The organism is Arthrobacter sp. 05L417, from assembly GCF_056397865.1.
The window spans coordinates 16,163-39,923 of record NZ_JBFTOG010000034.1 but is presented as its reverse complement, the minus strand read 5'-3'; the positions used below and the strand labels follow the sequence as shown (position 1 = coordinate 39,923).

At 64.3% G+C, this 23,761-nt stretch carries 19 protein-coding genes; 5 read left to right on the top strand and 14 right to left on the bottom strand.

What is annotated here, in order from left to right; translation table 11 throughout:
- Positions 1-15 precede the first annotated feature (15 nt).
- Positions 16-1,566, bottom strand: a complete 1,551-nt coding sequence (locus AC1DJW_RS20190) for an S-layer homology domain-containing protein (protein ID WP_476902319.1) — start codon at positions 1,564-1,566, stop codon at positions 16-18.
- A gap of 138 nt (positions 1,567-1,704) precedes the next feature.
- Complete coding sequence (locus tag AC1DJW_RS20185; RefSeq protein ID WP_284756338.1) at positions 1,705-2,913, bottom strand: IS110 family RNA-guided transposase; 1,209 nt, start codon at positions 2,911-2,913, stop codon at positions 1,705-1,707.
- 266 nt (positions 2,914-3,179) lie between these two features.
- On the opposite strand from AC1DJW_RS20185, the gene AC1DJW_RS20180 reads away from it, so the two are divergent.
- The gene (locus tag AC1DJW_RS20180) at positions 3,180-4,595 is read left to right on the top strand and encodes an HNH endonuclease (RefSeq protein ID WP_476902318.1); all 1,416 of its coding nucleotides are present in this window, start codon (positions 3,180-3,182) and stop codon (positions 4,593-4,595) included.
- Between the two features lie 19 nt (positions 4,596-4,614).
- On the opposite strand, the gene AC1DJW_RS20175 is transcribed toward AC1DJW_RS20180, so the two are convergent.
- From AC1DJW_RS20175 to AC1DJW_RS20160, 4 genes are read right to left on the bottom strand one after another with little or no spacing between them, the layout of a single operon-like run.
- Positions 4,615-7,605: an alpha-mannosidase gene (locus tag AC1DJW_RS20175; protein ID WP_476902317.1), complete on the bottom strand. Its 2,991-nt coding sequence runs from the start codon at positions 7,603-7,605 to the stop codon at positions 4,615-4,617.
- A gap of 9 nt (positions 7,606-7,614) precedes the next feature.
- On the bottom strand, positions 7,615-8,520 hold the full coding sequence (locus AC1DJW_RS20170) for a carbohydrate ABC transporter permease (RefSeq protein ID WP_284755504.1): 906 nt from the start codon (positions 8,518-8,520) through the stop codon (positions 7,615-7,617).
- A complete protein-coding gene (locus tag AC1DJW_RS20165; RefSeq protein WP_284755503.1) occupies positions 8,517-9,470 on the bottom strand; it encodes a carbohydrate ABC transporter permease in 954 nt (317 codons plus the stop codon). Before AC1DJW_RS20165 ends, AC1DJW_RS20170 begins: the two co-directional genes overlap by 4 nt.
- 33 nt (positions 9,471-9,503) lie before the next feature.
- Positions 9,504-10,802 (bottom strand): extracellular solute-binding protein, encoded by a 1,299-nt coding sequence (locus AC1DJW_RS20160; RefSeq protein ID WP_284755502.1) that lies wholly within the window; start codon positions 10,800-10,802, stop codon positions 9,504-9,506.
- Positions 10,803-10,965: 163 nt separating this feature from the next.
- Between AC1DJW_RS20160 and AC1DJW_RS20155 the strand changes: the two genes are divergently transcribed.
- A complete protein-coding gene (locus tag AC1DJW_RS20155; RefSeq protein ID WP_476902316.1) occupies positions 10,966-12,252 on the top strand; it encodes a glycoside hydrolase 5 family protein in 1,287 nt (428 codons plus the stop codon).
- 34 nt (positions 12,253-12,286) lie between these two features.
- Here the strand turns inward: AC1DJW_RS20155 and AC1DJW_RS20150 are convergent, their stop codons facing one another.
- Positions 12,287-13,309 carry a LacI family DNA-binding transcriptional regulator gene (locus tag AC1DJW_RS20150; protein ID WP_284755499.1) on the bottom strand — a complete coding sequence of 341 codons (1,023 nt, stop codon included), beginning with the start codon at positions 13,307-13,309 and terminating at the stop codon, positions 12,287-12,289.
- A gap of 151 nt (positions 13,310-13,460) precedes the next feature.
- Here AC1DJW_RS20150 and AC1DJW_RS20145 point away from each other — a divergent pair, with 151 nt between their 5' ends.
- Together AC1DJW_RS20145 and AC1DJW_RS20140 are read left to right on the top strand one after the other, a co-directional pair.
- Positions 13,461-15,167: an EndoS/ChiA family endoglycosidase gene (locus tag AC1DJW_RS20145; protein ID WP_476902315.1), complete on the top strand. Its 1,707-nt coding sequence runs from the start codon at positions 13,461-13,463 to the stop codon at positions 15,165-15,167.
- Positions 15,167-15,589, top strand: coding sequence for a hypothetical protein (locus AC1DJW_RS20140; RefSeq protein ID WP_476902314.1), 423 nt, complete (start codon positions 15,167-15,169; stop codon positions 15,587-15,589). Before AC1DJW_RS20145 ends, AC1DJW_RS20140 begins: the two co-directional genes overlap by 1 nt.
- Here the strand turns inward: AC1DJW_RS20140 and AC1DJW_RS20135 are convergent.
- Genes AC1DJW_RS20135 through paaA form a run of 6 tightly spaced genes read right to left on the bottom strand, consistent with a single transcriptional unit; the run spans position 15,579 to position 20,444 of the window.
- Positions 15,579-16,358, bottom strand: coding sequence for an enoyl-CoA hydratase/isomerase family protein (locus AC1DJW_RS20135; RefSeq protein WP_284755496.1), 780 nt, complete (start codon positions 16,356-16,358; stop codon positions 15,579-15,581). The genes AC1DJW_RS20140 and AC1DJW_RS20135 overlap by 11 nt on opposite strands.
- Before the next feature lie 11 nt (positions 16,359-16,369).
- Positions 16,370-17,605 carry a 1,2-phenylacetyl-CoA epoxidase subunit PaaE gene (paaE, locus tag AC1DJW_RS20130; protein WP_284755494.1) on the bottom strand — a complete coding sequence of 412 codons (1,236 nt, stop codon included), beginning with the start codon at positions 17,603-17,605 and terminating at the stop codon, positions 16,370-16,372.
- A gap of 10 nt (positions 17,606-17,615) precedes the next feature.
- Positions 17,616-18,155: a 1,2-phenylacetyl-CoA epoxidase subunit PaaD gene (gene paaD / locus AC1DJW_RS20125; protein ID WP_284755507.1), complete on the bottom strand. Its 540-nt coding sequence runs from the start codon at positions 18,153-18,155 to the stop codon at positions 17,616-17,618.
- A gap of 8 nt (positions 18,156-18,163) precedes the next feature.
- On the bottom strand, positions 18,164-19,126 hold the full coding sequence (gene paaC / locus AC1DJW_RS20120; protein WP_284755493.1) for a 1,2-phenylacetyl-CoA epoxidase subunit PaaC: 963 nt from the start codon (positions 19,124-19,126) through the stop codon (positions 18,164-18,166).
- Entirely contained in the window at positions 19,123-19,452 is a 330-nt protein-coding gene (gene paaB, locus AC1DJW_RS20115) for a 1,2-phenylacetyl-CoA epoxidase subunit PaaB (RefSeq protein WP_284755492.1), read from the bottom strand. The genes paaC and paaB overlap by 4 nt, the downstream gene beginning before the upstream one ends.
- Positions 19,449-20,444, bottom strand: a complete 996-nt coding sequence (gene paaA, locus AC1DJW_RS20110; RefSeq protein WP_284755490.1) for a 1,2-phenylacetyl-CoA epoxidase subunit PaaA — start codon at positions 20,442-20,444, stop codon at positions 19,449-19,451. Before paaA ends, paaB begins: the two co-directional genes overlap by 4 nt.
- Before the next feature lie 925 nt (positions 20,445-21,369).
- Here paaA and AC1DJW_RS20105 point away from each other — a divergent pair.
- The gene (locus AC1DJW_RS20105; RefSeq protein ID WP_284754533.1) at positions 21,370-21,762 is read left to right on the top strand and encodes a hypothetical protein; all 393 of its coding nucleotides are present in this window, start codon (positions 21,370-21,372) and stop codon (positions 21,760-21,762) included.
- A gap of 115 nt (positions 21,763-21,877) precedes the next feature.
- On the opposite strand, the gene AC1DJW_RS20100 is transcribed toward AC1DJW_RS20105, so the two are convergent.
- A complete protein-coding gene (locus AC1DJW_RS20100) occupies positions 21,878-23,569 on the bottom strand; it encodes a sensor histidine kinase (RefSeq protein WP_476902313.1) in 1,692 nt (563 codons plus the stop codon).
- Between the last annotated feature and the right edge of the window lie 192 nt (positions 23,570-23,761).

Sequence of the window (23,761 nt, the reverse complement as noted above, 5' to 3'; positions counted from 1 at the left end):
TGCCGGGAAGCTTCGTCAATTTAGACCCAGGTACCCTGGTTGCACACTCAGCCTCTTGATGAACGCCGCCATCGCATCCCGGTGGACAGGCTCGCTCGGTTTGAAGGATCCGTCGGCATAGCCGGTTGAAATGCGGCACGAGGCCATCCACTGGATCTCGTTGTGGAATGAACCGCCGACGGGGTTGTCGGTGAAAACGGGGATTTCGGCCGGCGCCTCCGCCAGCGGAAAAGCGCAGCCGACACCGCCGGCCATGCGGTACAGAAAAGCGGCCATGGCATCCCGATTGATGGCACCCAGTGGCTGGTACGTGCCGTCCGGATAACCGTTGGTGATTCCCTTCGACTTCAGCCAGGTGATCTCCTTGTAGAACGGGTCCGAAGTGGCTAGATCACGGAATGGCGACACCGCTGGTGGCGTGAACTCTGGCCTGCCGGCTGCCCGGTAAATAAACGCTGCCATGGCATCTCGATGGATCACGTCTAGTGGGCGGAAGGTACCATCAGGAAATCCGCCCGTGACACCTCTTGCAGCGAGCCACGAAATTTCGTCGAAGAACGCAGTGCCAGGTGCAACATCACCAAAGGACGGAGTCTGGACCAACGTCAGATTGACCCCGCCGACATCGGTCGACTGAGGCACATCAATGCTCGTGGCTGAACCGGTGCCGGTCCCGTCGCTGTACCACTGGTCAACGAGCCCAGTGGTGCCGGCTTCGAACCTGATCCGATACTTCCCTTCGTACAGGCCCGTAATCTGAAATGACCCGTCGGGTGATATCGATCCCCTGCCTTCGACGTTGTTGTCTTCCCTCCGTGCCGAAACCTTGAGACCGTCGGTGCTGACGCCAGGCGGCAGTGTCACCTTGCCGGAAATGCTGGATGACTTGAGCATGGTGACATCGATCCCGGTGAGCTTTTCCGACCCGGCAATGTTAAGCAGCGTGAAACCCGTGGATCCTCCACCCAAATGGTAGGAGGTTTGTTCAAGGGCCTCATTCGTACGGAAGTTTATGATGTATGTTCCGGGAGCCAAACCCCTGATCTCGTAGTTCCCTTGAGCATCGGCGTGTGAAAACAGCTGAGTGGCCGGGGTGTAGCCCCAGAAGGCTTCTGCCAAGACCTTGCTGACCAAGAATCCTTCAGGAACGGACACCCTTCCCGAAACCGTAGCTCCCAAGGGCACGACGACATCGATTCCGGTGAGAACTTGGTTAGAGGGCACAGTCACCGTCTTTGCATTCTCTGACACTGCCCCGCCATACCAGGTGTCGTACCCCCCGCTTCTTCCACCGCCGACCCTGATCTTGTAAGTGCGCGTCGGCACGTTGACCATCGTGTAGGTTCCATCTGCTGCGGTCCAGGCGTGGCCCCATTCGGAGCCGTCGACAAGACCGATGGCCGAGACCGAGAGACGTTTGACGTCAACACCAGGAGCACCCGAAATGGTGCCGGTGATCGAGCCAGTGTCGGTGGTCGCCGCTTGGGCAGGGATCCCGACTGCAACGAGCGCCGCTACAAGGATGAAGGCGCTCAGATTGCGCCAGACATGACGAAAAGAAGACAACAAGCGCATGGTCTCCCCCAAATGACTCAAGCCAATTGCTGCATCTTAGCAACCAACCCTCAGCCGAAATGTTCTTCTAGTTTCCTACTTTTCTGCATGAAGGGGTTCGTTCGGCCTAAATTGATGCTCCTATAGCTGTCAATGGTCGTTGAGCCAGCTTTCGTAGCGTTGGTGAAAGGCGTCATCGCGTGTGAGTCCGCGTTCGAGCCGGGATAGGGCACTGGGCCAGGCGTGGAGGTTGTCGGCGGCGGTTTGCAGGGTGATGTTTTTGGCTTTTCTCAGTGCACGGAGGGCCCCGGCGTCCGGGGCCGGCTGCGGGTGGAGGAGCTGCTCGTAGATTTCGCGGGCGATGTAGCGTTTGAGGCAGCGCATGATTTCCTTGGTGTTTTTGCCTTCATGCCGTCGCCTGGCCACATAGTTTTTGGTCCGGGTGTCGCTCTTCATCCGGACCAGAGCGACGTGGTGGATGGCTTTGTTTGCCTGCCTGTCACCGCCCCGGCTGAGCCGGTGGCGGATGGTTTTCCCGGAAGACGCAGGGACAGGCGCGACGCCCACGAGGGAGGCGAATTTCGCTTCGGTGCCGATCCGTTCGGGGTTGTCTCCCACGGTGACGAGCAGCTGGCTCGCGACCTCGGTGCCCACACCGTGCAGGTCCCGGAGCATCGGGGCGTGGAGGGTGATGACCGCGTCAAGTTCGCCATCGATCAGGGCCAGTTCGTCATCCAGGTGGCGGTACCGGATCGCGAGGCGCTTGAGCACGATGGCGGTCGCGTATGCTGGCTCAACCGGGTTCCCGGCGGGTCTGCTCTTCTCCAGCGCGCTCATCAGCGCGGCACGGGCCAGGTCGCGGTATTTGGCCCGGATGGCCTCGGGCGCCGAGACGAGGATGCTTTTGATCTGGGTCATGACCGCAACCCTGGCACGCATCGCGGTTGTTCTCTCGGCCCGCAGGACCCGCAGGGATTCCACGGCCCCGTCCCGGGATTTCGGCGTCGCGACCCTGCTGCCGGAGAGCGCGGCTTCCGCGGCCTGGTAGGCATCCAACGGGTCTGATTTGCCCCGCAGCCGGCGCCCTTGCCGGTTCGGACGCATCACCTCCAGCACCTGGAGGCCCTCACGGCTCAGGACTCGTGAAAGCTCGGCCCCGTAGCTGCCGGTGCCTTCCACCCCGACGGCGGTGACCGGACCAAATCCGGTGATGAACTCCATGATCTTCCGATACCCGGAACCGACGGCCAGGAACTCCCGGTCCGCGAGATGCTCGCCGGTTTCGCTGATCACGGCGACGTGATGGGTATCGGCATGCGTATCGATCCCGGCGATGACTTTCCGACGTGGTTTTGCCATGATGAAACTGCCCTGACCTTTCCGTTGCGTGCGATGGAACATGGAGGTGGGCACGCCGGCCGGGTGGGCAGACAAGACAGTAATGGGACTCTTTGAGCAGGCTCCTATGAGGTCATGTCCACCCGGTCACCGCGCTTACTGCAGTTGTGCTGCGGCGGACAGATCAAAATGAAGACAAACCGCAAGGGCGTCAGTCGGACCCAGAGTCACACCGCAACACAACCAATTCCATCATTACTGTCAGACCCTCCTGAAATGCTTTGGTTATGGACGGCATTCGGAGAACCCCGGCAGTGGAGGATCTGATCGCTGCCGTGAAATCGATTCGGCCAGCCTCCGGCGGTTCCGGGTCAGTCGACGGCGGGGCACTGGCCGACAGCAAACTGCGGGACTGTGCCTTGCTGATCGACCAGTTGCGTGGGCTTGAGGACTTGAAGTCCGCGGCCGCTGCCGCGCAGGCGAGGATCGCTGTCGCGTTCGACGCCGTCCAGCGCAGCGCCGAGAAAGACCTGGGCGTCCCGGCCGAGGAGCAGGGACGCGGCGTCGCCGCCCAGATTGCCTTGGCCCGGCGGGAATCCCCCGCCCGCGGATCCCGGCTCCACGGCCTCGCCAAAGCGCTCGTCGCCGAAATGCCGCACACCCTCGCCGCCCTGGAAACCGGCCGGCTCAACGAATGGCGCGCAACCCTTTTGGTCAAGGAAACAGCCTGCCTGTCCGCCGAGAACCGCTGCGCGGTGGATGAGGAACTCGCCGCCGACACCGGAACCTTCGACGGCGCCGGAGACCGGACGATCATCTCCATCGCCCGGGCCGCGGCCTACCGTCGGGACCCCCGCTCGGTCACGCAACGCGCCAGCCACGCCGCCACCGAACGGCACGTGAGCCTGCGCCCGGCACCGGACACCATGACCTACCTGACCGCGCTGGTTCCCGTCGCCCAGGGCGTGGCCGTGCATGCGGCCCTGTCCCGGCACGCCGACACCCTCCGCAATACAGGGGACACACGCACCCGGGGCCAGATCATGGCCGACGCCTTGGTCGAACGCACCACCGGCACCCCCGGTGGCATCAGCGGGGTGGACATCCAGCTCGTCATGACCGACCGCACGCTCTTCCAGGGCGACAGCGAACCAGCCCGCCTCACCGGCTACGGCATCGTCCCGGCAGGTTGGGCAAGGGAACTGCTCTCAGCCGGCGAGTCTGAGGGCAGTCGAGAACTCAAGCTCTGGCTCCGGCGCCTCTACACCGCCCCCGGGACCGGGGACCTCGTCGCGGCCGATTCCCGGGCCCGGCTCTTCCCCGCCGGCTTGCGGCGCTTCATCCAAGCCCGTGACGACACCTGCCGGACACCATACTGCGACGCGCCCATCAGGCACTTTGACCATGTCGTTGCGTGGCAGGCCGGAGGACCCACCAGCCAGGCCAACGGGGCTGGGCTGTGCGAATCGTGCAACTACACCAAGGAACGCCGCGGCTGGACAGCCCGAACACGCCCCGGGACACGGCATGTCGTCGAAATCCGCACCCCCACAGGACACCACTACCAATCAACAGCCCCGCCCCTGCCTGGAACCGACCCACCCGATACGGCGCCACCGCATTCCAGACACCATCGGCGCAAACTACGCCACCAAGCCAAGGCGCTGAAATACGCCCATCTCACGGAACTCCAGGCCGCCTGAATCGCGAAAGGGTACCCCCTCACCGCACGACCCGCAGGGTGCGCACCTCGAATGGCCGCAGGCGCAGCTCGCCACCGAGGCGCGCCTCGTCAAGGGCGTCCTCGATGAGGCTCACCTCACGCACCTCGCGGTGCGGGAAGTCGACCGACAGCTCGCCGTTCGTGCGACGACCAAGCGACTCGTAGACGCGCACGATAAGGTCGCCCGAGCCATCGTCGGCGAGCTTCACGCCGGAAACGACGATCCCTTCGCCCTGCACCGAAACCAGTGGCGCGACGTCGTGACCGCCGCGGACTACGGTACCCGGAGCGTTCAGCTCGATGCCCGCGCGGGTGGCCTCGGCAGGACCAGCACCGATCACCATGCCGATCGTGATGACGTGCCGTCCGTGGTCGGCCTCGGGGTCAGGGAAGCGCGGTGCCCGAAGCAGCGAGAGCCGCGCGGTGGTCGTCACGGAATCGTCCGCCACTTCGCGGGAGGTGTCGTAGCCGTAGATCGAGTCGTTCACCAGGGCGACGCCGAAGTCGGCCTCGCGCACCAGCACGAAGCGGTGCATCGACGTCTCGAACTTCGCCGCCTCCCAGCTCGTGTTCGTGTGCGTGACGCGCGACTGATAGCCGAACTGGGTCTCGGCCTCAGAGTGTGCCGCCTGCACGTCGAGCGGGAACGCGAGCTTGAGCAGCTTCTCGGTCTCGTTCCAGTCGATGTCATTGACGATATGCAACGTCCGCGAGCCGGGCGACAGGGTGATCGTCTGGGTGATGGTCGACTTGGAGAACGTGCGATCGATGACCACCTCGGCGCCCGTCCTGGTCAGCCGGGAGCAGATGCTGGTGACATCGCGCAGCTCGGTGACGCTGTTGCGGTAATAGCGGTCAATATCCCAGGCGTCCCACATGTTCGGGAAGTCCTGGTGCAGCTGCAGCAAGTTCGCCGCGCGACCATCGGCGACGGCGTCGCGCCCAGTCCCGAGGTCGACCGCAGAGACGATGAGTCCCTCGTCGGAGATGCGCACACGCACGAGCGCATTCTCCAGCACGATGCCCTCGCCTGAATCGTCTAGCGTGACCCGGTCATCCGAGGCGACGGCCAAGGTGGCGCCGAGCGGCACCGGACCGGCGACCGACGTCGGCGAGAATACAAGCTCCCGGTCTCCCTCGCCGGCGAGCGAGCGGCGCGCGGCATCCGAGATCGCCCGAGCCCTGTCGATCACGTCTTCGAGGACGGCCACCGCCTCGCGGTGCACCCAGGCGATGGACGTACCGGGAAGGATGTCGTGGAACTCATGCAGCAGCACCTGCTGCCACAGCTCATCGAGTTCAGCCTGCGGGTACGCGTTCCCGGCACGGACTGCATCCGTTGCCGCCCACAGCTCGGCCTCAACGAGTGCGTGCTCAGCCCTGCGGTGACGCGACTTGGTGCCGTGCTGGCTGGTGAGGGTGCCGCGGTGCAACTCGAGGTACAGCTCGCCAACCCAGACGGCCGGGTGCGGCAGCTCGGCCTTGGCGGCGTCGAAGAAAACGTCGGGGTGTTCCCAGACCACTTGGGCGCTTCCCTCAAGGTTCTGCAAGCGTCGGGCGCGGCCCGTCATCTCGCGGGTGGTGCCGCCCCCGCCGTCGCCCCAGCCCACGGGCGCGATCGACCGGGAGCTGACCCGGTTCTCTTTGAACTGGCGCGACGCCTTGGCGACCTCCATCCCGCTCAGCTGCGAGTTGTAAGTGTCCATCGACGGGAAGTGCGTGAACATCTGCGAGGCATCGATGCCCTCCCACAGGAACGTGTGGTGCGGGAAGACGTTCTGCTGGTTCCAGGAGATCTTCTGCGTGAAGAACCACTCGAAGCCGGCGCGGCGCATGAGCTGCGGCAGCGCGGGCGAGTAGCCGAAACTGTCGGGCAACCAGACGCCCTTCGAGCGGAAACCGAACTCCCGTTCGAAGAACCGCTGACCGTGCGAGAACTGCCGCACCAGCGACTCACCCGTCGGCATCACCGTATCGGACTCGACCCACATGCCGCCGAGAGGCAGGAAGCGACCCTCGGCCACAGCGGCCTTCACCCGTTCGAACACCTCGGGACGGTGCTCCTTGAGCCACGCGTATTGCTGCGCGCTGGACATACCGAACTGGAACTCCGGCTGCTCTTCCAGCAGCGCCACCATCGAGGACGAGGTGCGGGCGACCTTGCGGATCGTCTCGCGCACGGGCCACAGCCAGGCCGAGTCGATGTGGGCGTGGCCGATGGCCGAGATGCGATGGGCGCTCGCCTCGGCGGGAGCCGCGAGCACGACGGCGAGCTTCGCGCGGGCGTCCGCAGCGGTCGCGGCGATGCGCTGGAGGTCGAGCGCATCGAGGGCATCATCCATGGCCTGCAGGATGCGCATGCGCCGCGGCGAGGTGTCCGGAAGTTCGGCCTGCAGCTCGAACAGCACGTCGAGGTCGAGGGAGAGCTCGAAGACTTCCTTCTCGAAAACGACGAGATCCATCCGTCGTGCGCGGTAGAGCGGCTCCGCAGACGAAGTGAGGATGTCGCCCTCGTGCGTCGGGAGGAACGGATGGTAGTCGAGCAGCACGGGGTTGGATGCCGCTTCGAGGTACAGCTCTACCGGCTCGTCGCCGTCGGCCGCCTCAGCGATCGGCACCCACTGATTGCGCGGGTTGATGCTCTTCACCGGGGTGCCGTCGGCACGATACACGAGTCCCTCGCATTGGAAGCCCGTCATGTTGACGTCGAACCCGAGGTCAACGACGGCTTCGACCGTGCGCCCTGCCCATTCGGCCGGCACGCGGCCGGTGAGCCGGAACCAGGTGGTGCCCCAGGCGGGACCCCATGGCGCTCCGACGCACCACGGCGCGTAGTCGAGCGCGAGCCCGTCAGCGGGGCTGATCGGCTCGCCGTCGAGCTCGTGGATCTCGACTGCCAGAGGCACGGATGCCGAGTGGATCGCCGGGAGGATGCGCTCCTCAAGGACGCGCTTGACGCGTCCGATGGTGAGCGAAGTGTCATCATGCATGGACTGTTCTCATCCCTTGACGCTTCCCTCCTCGACGCCCTTGAAGAACCACTTCTGCAAGACCGCGAAGAGCAGGATGATCGGCACGAGCGCGATCATCGTTCCCGCTGCGATCACGCGTGGATTCGCCGCGAAGTTGGAGCTGAGATATTGCATCCCGACGGTAAGCGTGTAGTTCGCGGGATCTGAAAGCACGACGAGCGGCCAGAGGAAGTCGTCCCACGCGCCGATGAACGCGAAGAGCGCGACGACCGAGACCATGCCCCGCACGTTCGGCCAGACGATGTGGCGCAGGCGCTGCATCGTGTTCGCGCCGTCGATGGTTGCAGCATCCAACGTGTCTGCCGGGATCATGCGGCACGCGGCCGTCATCAGCAGCACGTTGATCGCCCCGATCGCCCCGGGGAGGAACACACCCCAGAGCGTGTTCGCGAGCCCCAATGACTTCACCGTGAGGTATTGGCTGGTCAGGGTGACCTCGGCCGGGATCAGCAGCGTGGAGAAGAAGATCGCCAACACGACCCATTTGAAGCGGAACTTCATCGTGCCCAACGCGTAGCCGCCGAGTGTCGCGAACACGACGTTGGTGATCACTGTACCGACGCCGACGAGCAGGGAGTGCCAGGCATAGTCGACCACCGGAATCGTGCGGAACACCTCGGCGTAATTGTCGCGGGTGGGCGCCGCCGGGATCAGCGAGGGCGGGAAGTCGTAGATGTTCTCCGACGCCCCTTTGAGCGAGGTCGACATCTGCCAGACGAAGGGGAACACCATGAGCGCCAGCACGCCGAGAAGCATCGCGTACTTGCCGATCAGGCCGCCGAGCGATGGCTTCATGATGTCCGCCGAACCGCGGGTGCGGTAGGGATTCTCCCGCGGTGGCTTCACCGTTGCGCTCGTCTGCGTCGCAGTCATCTCCGGGCCTCCTGAACCGTCGCCTCGCGCTTGATCTTCGCTGCCTTGACCGCGCGCCTGCTGGCCAACGCTTCGCGGATGGTGTCACCGTTGTTCGCGATCCCGACGATCAGCAGCGGAACGAGGGTTAGCAGGAACAGCACCAGCGAGATCGCGGACGCATAGCCGATCTGACCGTTCAGTCCCTTGCCCATCGACTGTATGAGCATCACCATGCTCATTGCCCGCCCGCCAGGTCCCCCCGAACCGTTGGAAAGCACGTAGAGCTCGGTGAACACGCGCGTCGCCCCCACGCACACGAGCACCGAGACGAGCATCATGGGTCCGCGCACTCCGGGGACGGTCACCGACCAGAATCGGCGCCAACGGCCGGCGCCGTCCATCGCCGCCGCCTCGTGCAGCTCGCGGCCGACGTTCCCGAGGGCCGCCAGGTAGACGACCATGTAGTAGCCGAGCCCCTTCCATACCGTCAACCCGATGGCACATCCGATCAGCAACCAGCGGTCGGAGAGGAATTCGACCGGGCGGTCGATGAGGCCGAAGAAGTTCAGTGCGGAGTTGATCGTGCCACTGCCTGAGAAGAGGAATTCCCAGACGATCGCGACGACCACGGCGGAGGCGATCACCGGGAAGTAGAACGTGGTGCGGAAGAACCCGATCGCGGGGACCTTGGTATGCACGAGCAGTGCGAGCAGCAGCGGGAGGAACGTCAGCAGCGGCACGCACACGACAACATAGATCAGCGAGGTGGTCAGCGCGTAGCCGAAGCGGTCGTCCTCGAGCATCTTGTCGAAGTTCGCGAAGCCGACGAACTCCGCGGGACGAAGGGGGCGGGCATCCGTGAACGCGAGTGCGATCGTGTTCAGGAATGGCCAGAGCGCGAACACGGCCATCCAGATCACACCAGGCAGCACCAGCAGGTACGGTGTGTACCAGCGCTGTAGTCTCATGGCGAACGCCCCCTTCATCTCGTCGTCGCCGGCTCAGCCGGCGACGTTCTGCTTCGCGTACTCGACGGCCTTATCCAGTGCAGCCTGGGCAGAGATTTCCCCCTTGACCGCGAGGGCGATCTGCTGTTTGGCATACGTCTCCATCGCCTCGGTGAACTTCGGGGCGCCCACCATCCGGGCCTTATTCATTTGCGAAGCGGCCAGGTCGGTGGCGACGCCCTGCATCTTGTTCTTCGCCGTCTCGGTGAAAGCGGCGGGGTCTTCGTTGGCGGCCCTTGTTCCAGGGAAGAATCCGGGGGCGAGCTTGACGAACGCGATCTGGTTCTTCGTGTTCGTGAGGAACTCTGCGAAGGCAAGCGCCGTGGCGGAGTTCTTCGACTTCGCCGAAACGCTGATGCCCTGCACGAACAGCGGCGGGTTGCCGAAGCCGTTGGTCGCCTCGACGCTGGGCAGGATCGACGGCGCATTCACGGAGACGTCCTTGTCGATGTAGTTCGGACCCGAGGTGGTCCAGGCTACGGTGCCCTTGTTGAAGTTGTTGACGTTGGCATTCGCGGTTCCGGCGTTCTGCAACGCCTCGGGCGTGATCGCCCCCGCCTTGTAGAGCTCGGCGTAGCTTTGGATGATCGCCGCGGCCTCGGGGGTGTTGAAGACGAACTTGCCGTCCTTGTAGACGTCGAGCTTCCCGCCCCGGTCGGACACCATGATTTGCAGCGACTTGGGGCTGGGCACATCCGAGATCGTCTGCACGCCGGCTGCCGCGAGCTTGGCCGCGGCGTCCAAGGTCGCGGCGTGCGTCTTCGGCGGCGCGGTCACTCCGCCTTTGGCGAGCAGGTCCTTGTTCCAGTAGTTCAGCTCGGTGCCCAGGTACCAAGGGAATCCGAACGAGCCATCGATGCCGTCGAACTTGTACGCTCCGACTCCGCCGTCGACGTAGTCGCCAAGGATCTTCGAGTCCTTCTTCAAGTCGACGAGTTGCCCAGCCGAAGCGAGGGAGTACGCGTACTCCGGCGGAAGGTTGACCACGTCCGGGAGTTCACCGGACCCGGCCTGCTGCAGGATCTTGTCCTCGTAGCCATCGCCGGGCTGGTCAATCCACTTGACCGTGACGCCCGGGTGCTCCTTCTCGAACGCCTTGACGACGCCCTCGAAGTAGGGGGTGAATTTGTCGTTTTTCAGCGACCAGGTCTGGAACGAGATGTTCCCACTGATCTTTCCGTCGCCAGCGGAAGCTCCGGAAGCGCTGGATGAGGAGGTTCCGCCGGTGCAGGCGGTGAGGGCGAGTGCTGTGGCCACCGCGATGCCTGCGGCGACAGTCGTGCGGATCTTCATGGACGTTCTCCTTCGAGGGGTCCAGGCTGCTACGCCTTGGAATGTATCGCGGTCACAACCTGCTACTAAAGCGATATAGTTGCCATAGCTTGCCACACAGAACGTCGAATAGTCCAGTGCCGGCAAACACCGGCCGGACGTTTATTCCGAGGAAAGGACCGCGATGCCCCGCTCCGTCGCCCCGCTGCGCTTCGGCGCTAACTACACCCCGTCATCAGAGTGGATGCACGCGTGGATGTCGCTGGATCTCGACGAGGTGCGCCGGGATTTCGCCTCGCTGGCAGCGATCGGCCTCGACCATGTGCGGATCTTCCCGCTGTGGACGCTGCTCCAGCCCAACCGCACGCTGATCCGCGGGAAGGCCGTGGACGACGTCCGCGCCGTGGTTGACGTGGCGGCGGAATTCGGACTGGATGTCAGCGTCGACGTCATCCAAGGGCACCTGTCGAGCTTCGACTTCATCCCTTCCTGGCTGTTCACCTGGCACGACAAGAACATGTTCACGCACCCCGATGCGCTCAGCGGACAGGCCGAGCTGGTTACCCGTCTCGGCGAGCGGCTCGGCGATGCCGCCAACTTCCTCGGCTTCACCCTCGGCAATGAGACCAACCAGTTCTCCGCCCCGAGCCACCCATCCCCCTGGCCGGTCACCGAGGCCGAGGCCGCGAACTGGATCACGACGCTCCTGGATGCCGCGCACACTTCCGCCCCTGCGCAGCAGCATGTGCACAGCGAGTACGACGCCGCGTGGTACATGGACGGGCACGGCTTCACGCCCGCCCTCGCCTCCCGCCTCGGCGATATGACCACCGTGCATTCGTGGATCTTCAACGGCACGGCGCAGCAGTATGGCGGCCGCTCCGTGGCATCCGACCGCCACGCCGAGTACATGATCGAACTCGCCCGCGGGTTCGCCACCGACCCTGGCCGTGCTATCTGGCTGCAAGAAGTCGGCGCCCCATCGAACTGCCTGACTCCTGCGCAGGCCCCGGGCTTCCTGGAGGCTACGCTGCGCTCCGTAGCGCGTACCGAGAACCTCTGGGGCGTCACGTGGTGGTGCTCGCACGACGTAAGCCGCGGCCTCGCGGACTTCCCCGAGCTGGAGTACACGCTCGGCCTCGTCGACCAAAACGGCGCGGCGAAGCCGATCGGACGCCGCTTCGCCGAACTCATCCCGGAGCTTCGCAAGCGGCAGCCCGCCCCCGCACGCACCCTCGGCATCGTCGTCGAGGTCGACGAGAACGCGACGCCGGTCAGCCGCGGCGCGGTGAGTCCGGGCGGAGCGATCTTCCAGGCCTGGGTGGACGCCTGCACAACAGGCGCTGACCCGGCCATCGTCACGTCGATCGACGCCGCGAAGCCCGAGGTTCTCGCCGCGCGCGGCATCACCGAGCTCATCCGCCCCGCAGTCAGCCGGACCGCTTACGCCTCCCGGAACACCGTGGTCTGAGCAGCTACCCCACCTGCCGTCGCAGGCACTGACGTCAACGCGGGACGGCGGTGCTCTCTCGGACGGTGAGCTGCGGCATGGCGCCGATGCGGTCAGCCAGCACGTCCGGGGCGTCGATCTGCTCGAGCAGGAACTTTGCCGCCTCCGCTCCGAGCCCGAACGTATCGCGGGTGATGCAGGTGATCGAGGGGTGCACGAGGCCCGCGACGACCGAGTCATCGAAGGAGGCGACCGAGAGATCCTTCGGCACCGGCACCCCCATCTCCTGTGCGACGCGCAGGCCGGCGATCGCCATCACGTCGTTATCGAAGACCACGGCCGTTGGCCGCTCCAGCCGACTCAGGAGGCGGCGCATGGCAGTGGATGCCGCGGCTGGCGAGAAGTCGGTGGCGATCACCTCTCCGCGCACCCCGCGTTCGCCGAGGCCGGCGAGCACCTCAGTGCGCAGGCGCGTGTGTTGGAACTCCGCAGGACCTGCGACGTAGGCGATCGAGCGATGACCGAGGGCGCCGAGATAGTCGAAGAGAGAGTGCGCCACCTGACTGTCGTCGAGCCAAATCGTCGCCGGGTGGCCCTCGGGGGACGCATGACTGCCGAGAACGACCGCGGGGAGGGCGAGATCGCGCAGGACGGGGAGGCGCGGGTCGTCGTCACGAGGATCGATGACGATGACCCCATCGACCTGCTTGGCGCTGTGCCAGCGGCGGTAGGTGGCCACTTCCTCCTCGACCGAGGAGACGAGCACCATCTGCATCGCAATGCGTTTCCCCGCAAGGGCCGACTGGACGCCGGCAATAAGGTCGGTGAAGAACGCCTCGGCACCGAGGGTGCCTGCCGAGCGGTTGACGGCGAAGCCGATGACCCCGGCGTGCGAGCCCACGAGCGCCCGCGCCGCCGAGTTCGGAAGCCATTGGCTCTCCTCGGCGATGTCGAGGATCCGCTGTCGCGTCTGCGCACTGACGCCCGGCCGTCCGTTCAGCGCGAAGGACACCGCCCCGGGAGACACCCCGGCGAGCCGGGCGATGTCCGTGATGGTCACACGCTTCGCTTTGTTCATGCTTCAACTGTAGCGATACAGGGTCATCCCAAAACTTTTTCTGTGCATGGCAGCCTCCACCTGCTACCGTTTTACTAAATCGCTATAGTTGCACCCCATCCCGGTATCTTCACGGGGATTTTGAAGATGCCTCTTCGAAGAAGAGAGAGCAATGAGACGAACAACAGCATTCGGTGCAGGGTTACTACTCGCCGGGCTCGCCGGGCTCGCCGCCTTCGGCCCGCAGTCTGCGGTGGCCGCTGAGACCCCCAAGGCATCAGTGGGGAACACCACGCACTGCGAGGCCGAGCCCCTCACGATGGCGTACTACCGGACCTGGCGCGACGTCACCGTGCCGCATAACGCCAACTCAGACTTGCCCGACCCGAACGTCACGCGCATGAGCGACCTCCCTCCGGAGATCGATGTGGCGATGGTCTTCGACGCCGGCGCCACGGCCAACACCGACTATTGGGCCACCCTGCGCGACACCTATGTGCCCGCATTGCACGCGCAAGGCACGAAGGTGGTCTACACCCTGTGGATCGAGCGGCTCGCCGAGGCTGACATCCCGCTGACCGAGGACGCGTACCGCGCCTACGCGCAGAAACTCGTCGACACTTACGTCACCCCGTACGGCCTCGACGGGATCGACATCGACGTCGAGTCCTATCCGCAGGGCGACAACCTCACCCGCGCGATCGGAGTGTTCAACGCCCTCGGCAAACTGATTGGCCCGAAGTCCGGCACCGACAAGCTCTTTATCTTCGACACCAACCAGGACGGCAACACCCCGCTGTTCAAGGCCGTGCACCAGAACGTCTCCTTCGTGCTCCTGCAGGCCTACGGCCGCGGCACTTGGGGGATGCAGGGGACATGGAACACATTCGCGGACAAGATCGCCTCGTGCCAGTTCTTGCCCGGCTTCTCCTTCCCCGAGGAGAAGGATCCGACGCGCTGGGGTGACGCCGAAGGCATCTACGATCCCGCCACGGCACCGCGGAGCACGGCGTACCAGTACGCGACCTGGCAGCCCGAGAGCGGCTCCCCGAAGGGCGGGTTCTTCGCATACGCTTTGGACCGCGACGGAAAGGCCTGGGGCGATAACACCATCACGCCCACCGCGTTCTCTTGGATGAAGAACCTGTCCGCAGTGCAGGACAAGGCCGCCGGCGTCGTGCCGAAGGGCACCTGGTCGCTGGCGGTGGCGTCCACTCCGGCGCACGGGAGTGAGGTGGGTCCGGGTGACACGGTCTCGTGGACGGTGTCGGCGACCGCCGGATCCGTCGACGTGGCAGGCGCGGCCGTGGCCGTGGACCTCAGGGACCTCGTTGACGACGCGACCATCGAAGGCCTCACGGCGTCGACCGGTACCACCGAGGAATATAGCGGGGTCACGGTGTGGAAGACGGATCTGCCCGCCGGTAAGAGCGCGACCCTGACGGTTTCGGCGCGGATCAACGCTACCAGTCCTGAATCCAAGGCGGTGTCGGCGGCTGCCGAGGCGCCTGGCTCCTCGCCTGTTCCGGGCCGGCTCTCAGTGGCGGTCGCCGGCTTCGCGCCGCGCGCCGAGCTGACGGCCTGCGCTAGCTGCACGGGCATTTCCCTCACGGTGGCGGATTCCGGGCCGACGCCGACCCCGACCCCGACGGCCACGCCCACCCCGACGGCAACCGGGACCGCCACCCCGACGGCCACCGGGACCGCCACCCCAACGGCGACCGAGACCCCGGTGCCGACCGGGACCGCCACCGCGGGCGCGGGCGGTGGGTCTCCCCTTGCGTTCACGGGCGGGTTTAATCCGCTCTCCTGGCTGGGCCTGGGCGGACTGCTCGCTGCTATCGGCGCGGCCTTGGCTGTGTGGCACCGGAGGACCTGATGCGGCAGATACCCGCGGTTCGTCTGGTTCACTACGCAGACAAAGCCACCGCTTCTTCGCACGAAACTTTGTCCTATTCCGCCTGGATCATCAATGAATCAGGGGAAGAGCTGTCCCAAGTCACGCTCGTTCTAAGGTCCTTCACCAACGCGGGCATGGAGGATTTGCAGTACGCGACCGGCCCGTCCATCTTGAGCATCGGCCCCATGCCAGCAGGGGCGGAGACCGAGCTGGTCTTCACATATGTCGTCACCGAAAACGACCAATGCCATGCAGGGGAACTCATCAGCGCCATGGCTGTCCAGGCAGTGACCGCCTCCGGAACGAAACTCTGGGACGAACACGACGCCATCACACCGTTGGCTTGCCCAGAGAGCATCGTGCACCCCTTAGGTACACGAACCAGTCTCCCTACCCCTTGAAGACCGGTGCCCGCTTTTCTTGGAACGCCCGGAAGCCTTCGGCGTAGTCCTCGGTCTTGCAGAGCCGCGCCTGTTCCTTGTTCTCCTCGGACATGGAAGCCCACAGGCCAAGGCGCTGATCCCGGATATCGGCCACCAATTGCTTGCTCGCAAGGAAAGCTCCGGTCGCGCCCGCCGCCACTCGCTCAACGATGGCCCGGGTGCCAGGCAGCAAATCGTCGTCAAGCATGACCCGGCTGAACATTCCCAGCGCCACGGCCTCGGCACCGCTGATCAGGTCCGCGGTGTAAATGAGGTCCAAGGTCCGGTGCATGCCCAGGCGTTCCGTGAAGTACCAGTGCCCGCCCGAGTCCAGGGTGGCGCCCAGCTTGGCGAACGGCGAACCGAACTTGGCGTTCTCCGCCACGTACACCACGTCGGTCGCCAGCAACAGGCCGAGCCCGACGCCGAGGCACGCGCCGTGCGCTGCCGCGAACGTCGGGGCAGGGAAGGCCGCCATCTTCTTGAGCAGCGGCTCCACGAGCCCGTTCAAGTATGCCTTCGCGTCGTCGCTCTCCGGCGTCACGCCAGCAATGTCGCGTCCCGCGCAAAAGGCGCGGCCCTCTCCGCGGAGGAGCAGCGCCCGCACCATCCCGCGGGAGGCGGCGGCAGCGGCGTCGTCGTACGCCCTATCCAGTTCCGCGAGCGCTGCCTCGTCAAGCGAGTTCAGCTTTTCCGGGGCGTTGAGGACAATTTCGGCGATGCCGTTGGCGATGGAGAGCTCGATCATTCGTTTATTCCTTAGACGTCGAAATCGACCGTGACGGATTCACTGGTGGGGTGGGCTTGGCACGTGAGCACGTAGCCCTTGTCCAGTTCATCCTGCTCCAGGGCGTAGTTCTCGTCCATGCTGACCGTGCCGGTGACCAGTTTGGCGCGGCACGTGCCGCACACGCCACCGGCGCACGCGAACGGAACGTCCGGGCGGACGCGCAAAGCCGCGTTGAGGATGGATTCCCGTGCGTGGGTGGGGCTGGCGACATCGCCGGTCAAACCATCCAGCTTGAAGGTGATCTTGTACGTGTCCTGCGACTCGTCCTCCACAACGGGCCGGCCGGCGTTGCCCTCGGGGCGGTCCGGGCGGCCGGTGGTGAACAGCTCGAAGCGGACGTGCTCGGGCTCCACGCCACGGGCAGCGAGGGTGTCCCGGCACAGCTGGACCAGCTCGAACGGACCGCACAGGAACCATTCGTCCACATCCTGCGCGTGGATGGCGGTGCCCAGCAGCTGCTGGAGCTTCTCGGCGTCGATACGTCCCGTCATGAGCGGCGCGATACGCTGCTCGCGCGACAACACATGGTGCAGTGCCAGTCGCGACGGGTACTTGTCCTTCAAGTCTGCCAATTCCTCAAGGAACATGACGTCCATCGCGGCCTTGTTGGCGTAGATCAGGTCGAAGCGGGTCTCGGGGTTGGCGGCCAGCAGGGTGCGGGCGATAGCGATCACGGGGGTGATGCCCGAGCCGGCGGCGATGGCCACGAAAGAACCGGCGTCGCCGAACTCCCCTGCCATGTTCTCCGGATTGTTCATGGAGTTCATGACGTTCTGCTGGACGGTCTTGCCGTCCTTGCCATGCTTGGAGATGAACGCGCCCATGGGGCTCATGACGTCCAGGGTGTCGCCGGCCTTCAGTTCCGCATTCGCCCACGTGGAGAAGATGCCGCCCAGGTCCTTCTTGATGGCCACGCGGATCTCGCTGCTGCCGTCCGCGAAGCTGCGCGGCTCTGCGCAGATGGAGTAGCTGCGGCGGACCTCGTGCGGCTCACCGCTCTCATCAGGAAGGGTGGTCCGCAGGGCCACGTACTGGCCGGGAAGGTAGTCGTACTGGCCGGCGAGCTCTGCCGGAACATCGAACGTGACCTCGATGGCGTCTTCAGTCAGGCGGCGGACTTCCGAAACGCTGAGGGAATGGAAGGACGCACGACGGCGGCCGGTGGCCTGCGCTTGTTCGGCTGCGGTTTGGCGGACAACGGGCATGTCGAATTCCTTAAAGGACTTTGAAGTAGTCGAACGGTTCCTTGCAGTCCTGGCAGACGAAAAGCGCCTTGCAGGACGTGGAACCAAAGCGGGTGAGTTCCTTGGTGTTCAGCGACGAACACTGGGGGCATTTCACTGCGAGGCTGAGGCGCACTTTGCCGGCATGTCCACCGGCGGCGGCACGTCCGCTGGGCGGTGCGATGCCGTATTCCTGCAGCTTGGCCTTGCCGTGCTCGGTCATCCAGTCCGTGGTCCACGCCGGGGCTAGGACCAGTTCGACGTAGACGCTTGGGTAGCCGGCTTCCGTGAACGCGGTCTTGAGGTCGTCGCGGATCGCGTCCATCGCGGGGCAGCCCGAGTACGTCGGCGTAATGGTGACCTGGACCGCGGGGACCAGCCCGCCGTCGTCGAACAGCTGGACGTTGCGGAGAATCCCCAGATCCTCAATGGTGAGGACGGGAATCTCGGGGTCGCAGACGGTGGCCGCAATCCCCCAGGCCTTCTGTTCGGCGGTTTGCTTGGCTCTTGCACTGGTGTCCTGAACGAACATGTCCACCGTCACCAGCTTGCACCGGGATGTTCGCGGGCAAGCACCTGCATCTCGGCGAGCAGGTAACCCAAGTGCTCGGAATGCTTGCCTTGACGGCCGCCACCCAAGGATTGCGGGATGCGTTCGAGGTTCAGTTCCCCTCCCGAAGCGGCGTCGAGGCCGGCTTCGCTCAGGATTTCGCCCGTGAGCTGGTCGAAGTCGGCGCGGAGGCTCGAGGGTTGCACGCCTGCTCCGCTTTCAGCGAGGCGGGCCGTGAGCTCGTCGTCTTCGAAGAGTTCTTCCACGTACGGCCAGACGAGCTTGAAAGCCTGGACGATACGACGGCGGGACTCTTCCGTGCCGCCGGCAAGCCTGAGGACCCATTGTGCGCTGTGGTCGCGGTGGTAGTCGACCTCTTTGAGTGCCTTCGCCGCGATGGCCGCGATGGTTTTGTCGCTCGAGCCAGTTAGCCGTTTGTAGAGCTCGAACTGGTAGTAGCTCACGATGAACTGCCGGGCGATGGTGACGGCGAAGTCCCCGTTCGGCTGCTCGAACAGGTGGGCGGAACGGAACTCGTGCTCCCGGCGGAAGTACGCAAGATCGTCCTCGGACTTGTCCCAGGCCGCACCCGCATAGGTGAGGAAGGAACGGGCGTGGCCGAGCTGGTCGAGCGCGATGTTGCCCAGGGCGACGTCTTCTTCAAGCTCCGGGGCGCGGGAAATCCAGTGGCCCAGGCGCTGGGCGAGGATCAGGCCGTCGTCGCCGATGCGCAGGGCGTATTCCGCGACGTCGTTTGTGGGCTTGACTTGTCCCTTGCGGACCTCAAGGGCGATGTCCTCCGGGCGCAGGGCGTTCCCGGGAGTGATGCGCGTGGCGCTTGCGGAACCGTCGCCGGAAGCACCCGCACCTTTGACGCCGACGGAGATATCGCCGTGGCCCTCGATGGCGAAGTCTGGGTTGTTTGTCTTTTGTTCGTTTGCGGGCGTGGTCACAGGTGCTTCACGCCTTCGCTCTTGGTGTAGTACGTCGCGTGGCGGTAGTCCTTGCCCTGCGGGGATTCGAAGAAGGAACCCTTGGAATCCGGGTCGCTCGAGGAAATAGCATCGGCCGGGACCACCCAGATGGACACGCCTTCGTTGCGGCGGGTGTACAGGTCACGGGCGTTGCGCAGCGCCATCGCCGCGTCAGGTGCGTGCAAGGATCCGGCGTGGACGTGGGAGAGGCCGCGGCTGGAGCGGACGAAGACTTCCCAGAGGCTCCAGGGGGTCTCGTGGGGTTCGTTGGCTTGGTTCGCCTTTGGCGTGGCTGGGGTGGTCATGCTGCGTATTCCTTCTCGGCTTGCTTGCGGGCGTACTCGGCGGCCGCTTCGCGGACCCAGGCGCCGTCGTCGTGCGCTTCACGGCGGCGCTCAAGCCGCTGCGCGTTGCAGGGACCCTTCCCGGCGAGAACGTCTTTGAACTCGTTCCAGTCCAGGGGGCCGTGCTCCCATTTCTTGGTTTCTTCGTTGAAACGGATGTCCTTGTCCGGGAGCGTGAGGCCCAGGACCTTGACCTGCTCCACCATCATGCCGACGAAGCGGCTGCGGAGCTCATCGTTGCTGAACCGCTTGATGTTCCAGGCCATGGACTGCTTGGAGTTGGGTGAATCGTCGTCGGGCGGGCCGAACATCATCAGCGCCGGCGCGTACCAGCGGTTGACGGCGTCCTGGGCCATCGCCTTCTGGGCGGGCGTGCCATTGGACAGTTCAAGGAGGATCTCGAAACCCTGGCGCTGGTGGAACGACTCTTCCTTACAGATGCGCACCATTGCACGTCCGTAGGGGCCGTAGGAAGCGCGGCACAGGGGAACCTGGTTGCAGATCGCGGCACCGTCCACCAGCCAGCCGATCGCTCCCATGTCCGCCCAGGAAATCGCGGGGTAGTTGAAGATGGACGAGTAACGGGCCTTGCCTGCGATCAAGTCGCTGGTCATCTTGTCCCTGCTCTGGCCGAGGGTTTCCGCGGCTGAGTAGAGGTACAAGCCGTGGCCTGCCTCGTCCTGCACCTTGGCCATGAGGATGGCCTTGCGCTTGAGGCTCGGAGCCCTGGTGATCCAGTTGGCTTCCGGCTGCATGCCGATGATCTCCGAGTGCGCGTGCTGCGAGATCTGGCGGAGCAGGGTCTTGCGGTAGGCCTCCGGCATCCAGTCGCGGGGTTCGATGCGCGAGTCCTCGGAAATGATGCGGTCAAAGTACGCCTGACCGGCCTGCTCCCGCTCAAGCTCTTCGGGGGACAGCTCAGCGGGCACAGACTGCAGATTCTGCGATGCCATGGTTGCTCCTAAATATTTACCGACCGTTCGTTCAGAATATGCGGAAGGCGCGAGATGCGTCAAGCGTTCGGGTTGGTTGGGTCTCGGGCAGCCGGGACGCTCGCTCACATCTATGGCCAGGCGGCCCGACGCTCGCTCACATATACGGCCGCACCCCCCGACGCTCGCTCACATATATGGCCATACGGCCGCACGCTCGCTCACATGATCTGAGCGAGCGTCCGCCGGAAGCACCCCAAAGGTGAGCGAGCGTCCGGGGTGGGCACAACGCAAAGGCGGGACGACAGCCCAACGGGATTGCGCCGTCGGGCACAAACGACACTGTTCCCGGCACCTCCACAGGGACGCTCGCTCACATATATGGCCATACGGCCGCACGCTCGCTCACATGATCTGAGCGAGCGTCCGCCGGAAGCACCCCAAAGGTGAGCGAGCGTCCGGGGTGGGCACAACGCAAAGGCGGGACGACAGCCCAACGGGACTGCCGCCGTCGAGCACAAACGACACTGTTCCCGGCACCTCCACAGGGACGCTCGCTCACATATATGGCCATACGGCCGCACGCTCGCTCACATGATCTGAGCGAGCGTCCGCGGAAAACACCTTAAAGGTGAGCGAGCGTCCGGGGTGGGCACAACGCAAAGGCGGGACGACAGCCCAACGGGATTGCCGCCGTCGGGGATTAGAGGACCAGCGAGGCCGGATCCCGGACCGGGTAGCGGCCCGCCGAGCAGGTAGCCGGCCGCGTAAAGTAGAGTACCCACTACTCGTGACCGGCCCTAGAGCCAGCCGATTCAATGGAACTCAGTTGGTCTCAAACGCAGTTCCTGGTCTCTCTGGGGGTTATCCGTATGTGTGTTTCCTGCAGTCTTGTTGTGTCATTTTCGCGTTCCGCTGCGACGGAGGCAGTCCGTTGAGCGCCGGGATGGAATCCGCTGCCATGTTCGCGGGGTCGTTGCCCGCGCTGATCCTGATGGACTTGGGCCAGGCAATGGTGGTGGTATGCATGTGTTTCGACATGGTCCGTGCCATGTCCGTGCCACGATCGCATCGGCGCTATGTCGCCAGCACCATCTTCAGGACCCTGGCGGTGCCGTCGATTCTCGTAATGGGCATCAGCGTGCTGGCTAAGGCAATCCAATTGTCTTGGGCGGATGTGGCCATGGGCGTTTTCGTGATGGTGATGATCATCTTCCGCTGGCACCACGACAAGGACGAGGACAACTGGTGGAAGGGCAAAGGCAAGAAGCTGGCCCGCTGGGCGCGGAAGCAACTGGCACCGCGACCTGCCTTCGCCCCGGCGTCGGCGTCGGCGTAAGCGGCCAGCCTTCACCGGGCGCTCGCTCACAGATATCTGAGCGAGCGTCCTGGGATTTGGCTATATATGTGAGCGAGCGTCCGACTCGAGGTGCCGCCTCAATACAGTGCCGGGCCTAATACAGCGCCGGTGTGTCCGTCCGCGAATGCTCCCGGAGCGGACCAGCCGGCAACGCCACAGTGAAGGTGCTTCCACTGCCGGGCTCGCTGCTGCAGGAGATGCTGCCTCCGTGGCGTTCCACGATGGACTTGGTGATGGACAGCCCGAGGCCGACGCCCGGAATCGCGGCCTGACGGGCAGCGTTTGTCCGGAAGAACCGGGTGAAAATCCTGGTCGACTCGTCCATGGTCATGCCCATTCCCGTGTCCTTCACTTCGAGCTGGACCCAGCCGTCGCTCCGCTCCGCCTTTATCGTCACCAGTCCGCCGTCGGGCGAATACTTGATGGCATTGGAAACCAGATTGTCCAGGGCCTGTCCCAGCCTCAAAGGATCCGCATTCGCCCACAGGGGTGCGGGGACGTCGGCGACAAGGCCCACATGAGCGGCGTCGGCCTGCGCCCGTGCAGAAACCAAGCTGTTTTCCACCAGCCCAGCCAAATCAGTGCGCCGTGGATTCACGCTCTCGACGGCGACGGCTGACAAAAGGAGGTCTTCGACCAGGACACGGAGCCGCTCGGCGTTGCGTTCCGCGACTTCCAATCCGATCCTCGTTGCCGGTTGGAGTTCTTGGGCGCCGCGGAGCACAAGATCGATGTTGCCCAAGATCGATGTCAGCGGCGAACCGAATTCGTGCGAAACGTTGGCAACCAATTCGTCCTTGGCTGCAAGGGCATCGACAACATCCGTCACGTCCCTGAAGACGATGACCGCTCCGGCGAACCCGTCATCGACGTCGCTTTTCATGCCCCGCGCAGCGGTGGAGATGGCCCGTTGTTCGGTACCCGCGCCGAACCAAAGGAGATAGTCGGAAAATGTTTCCCCTTGAACTGCCCTTCGAATAGGGCCTTTTTCCGGGGGAAGCGGCGTCCGCCGGTCCTGGCCGAAAACCAGCCGGTCTTGTTCCCCGGGCCCCGGCGAGCCTTCAGCCATCCGTAGGAATGCCTTTTGTTGGTTGTTGATCAGGAGAGTTTCGCCCTTCGAATCGACGGCGACAATTCCGACGTCGATCGTGTCAAGGATTGTCTTGAGCAGCGTCTCCCGCTCCCGGCTGGCGGCCAACAATTGCCGCAGGACCTGATCCCGCTGTTTTACCCGCCGCTGCTGCAGCCGGGCATTGGAGCCAGCCAAACGAATGGAAACTGCCATTGCGAACATCATGAGAGGCAAAAGCAGCACCGACGAAATGTCCGACGCGGTGGGACGGGGCAAGTGCGAAACCACGGGCGGCAACGCGATGAAGAAAGGACCTACAAAGCTGAGGATCAGGCTTGCCTTGGAAAGCATGCCCGAGGCAGACAACCAGATCACGGGAAAGATAGCCAAGGTGATTAGGCCTGGTATCGCGGTGAAAGCGCCGTTTCGCGTGAACCAGAGGGCGACAAAATCCAAAATAGGAATGGCAAGGCCTGCGCTCGGCGCCAATCGCTCCCAAGGAACCAGCAGGCAGCTCACGAACAGGATGCCATGGAGGAGGACTCCAGTGACGAACAACCAATTTTGGACCAGGCCCGGCCAAACGGTAGGTGCCGCGATCGCCAGGCCCGCGATGATGAGCGTCAGTGGTAATTCACAGACAGCCAACCGGGCTCGAGGTGTGAGTTTTCTGAACAAACGGGCGGCTGCACGGAAAAATGGCTGCTCACTCAAGTCGAGACCCTTCGTTGGAGATTCGCGAACCAATTACTACTCCACGCGTTTCCAGAAGGAAGCGCCCGGAGTCCACTATTCCCCCCAAGGAACAACAATACGACGGTCCCGCGCGACTTATAAGTTCCGAGCGGCACTTAATCCACATATTAGATGCCAGATGCCTTCAATGCTTGTATCGTGAGTATTTGG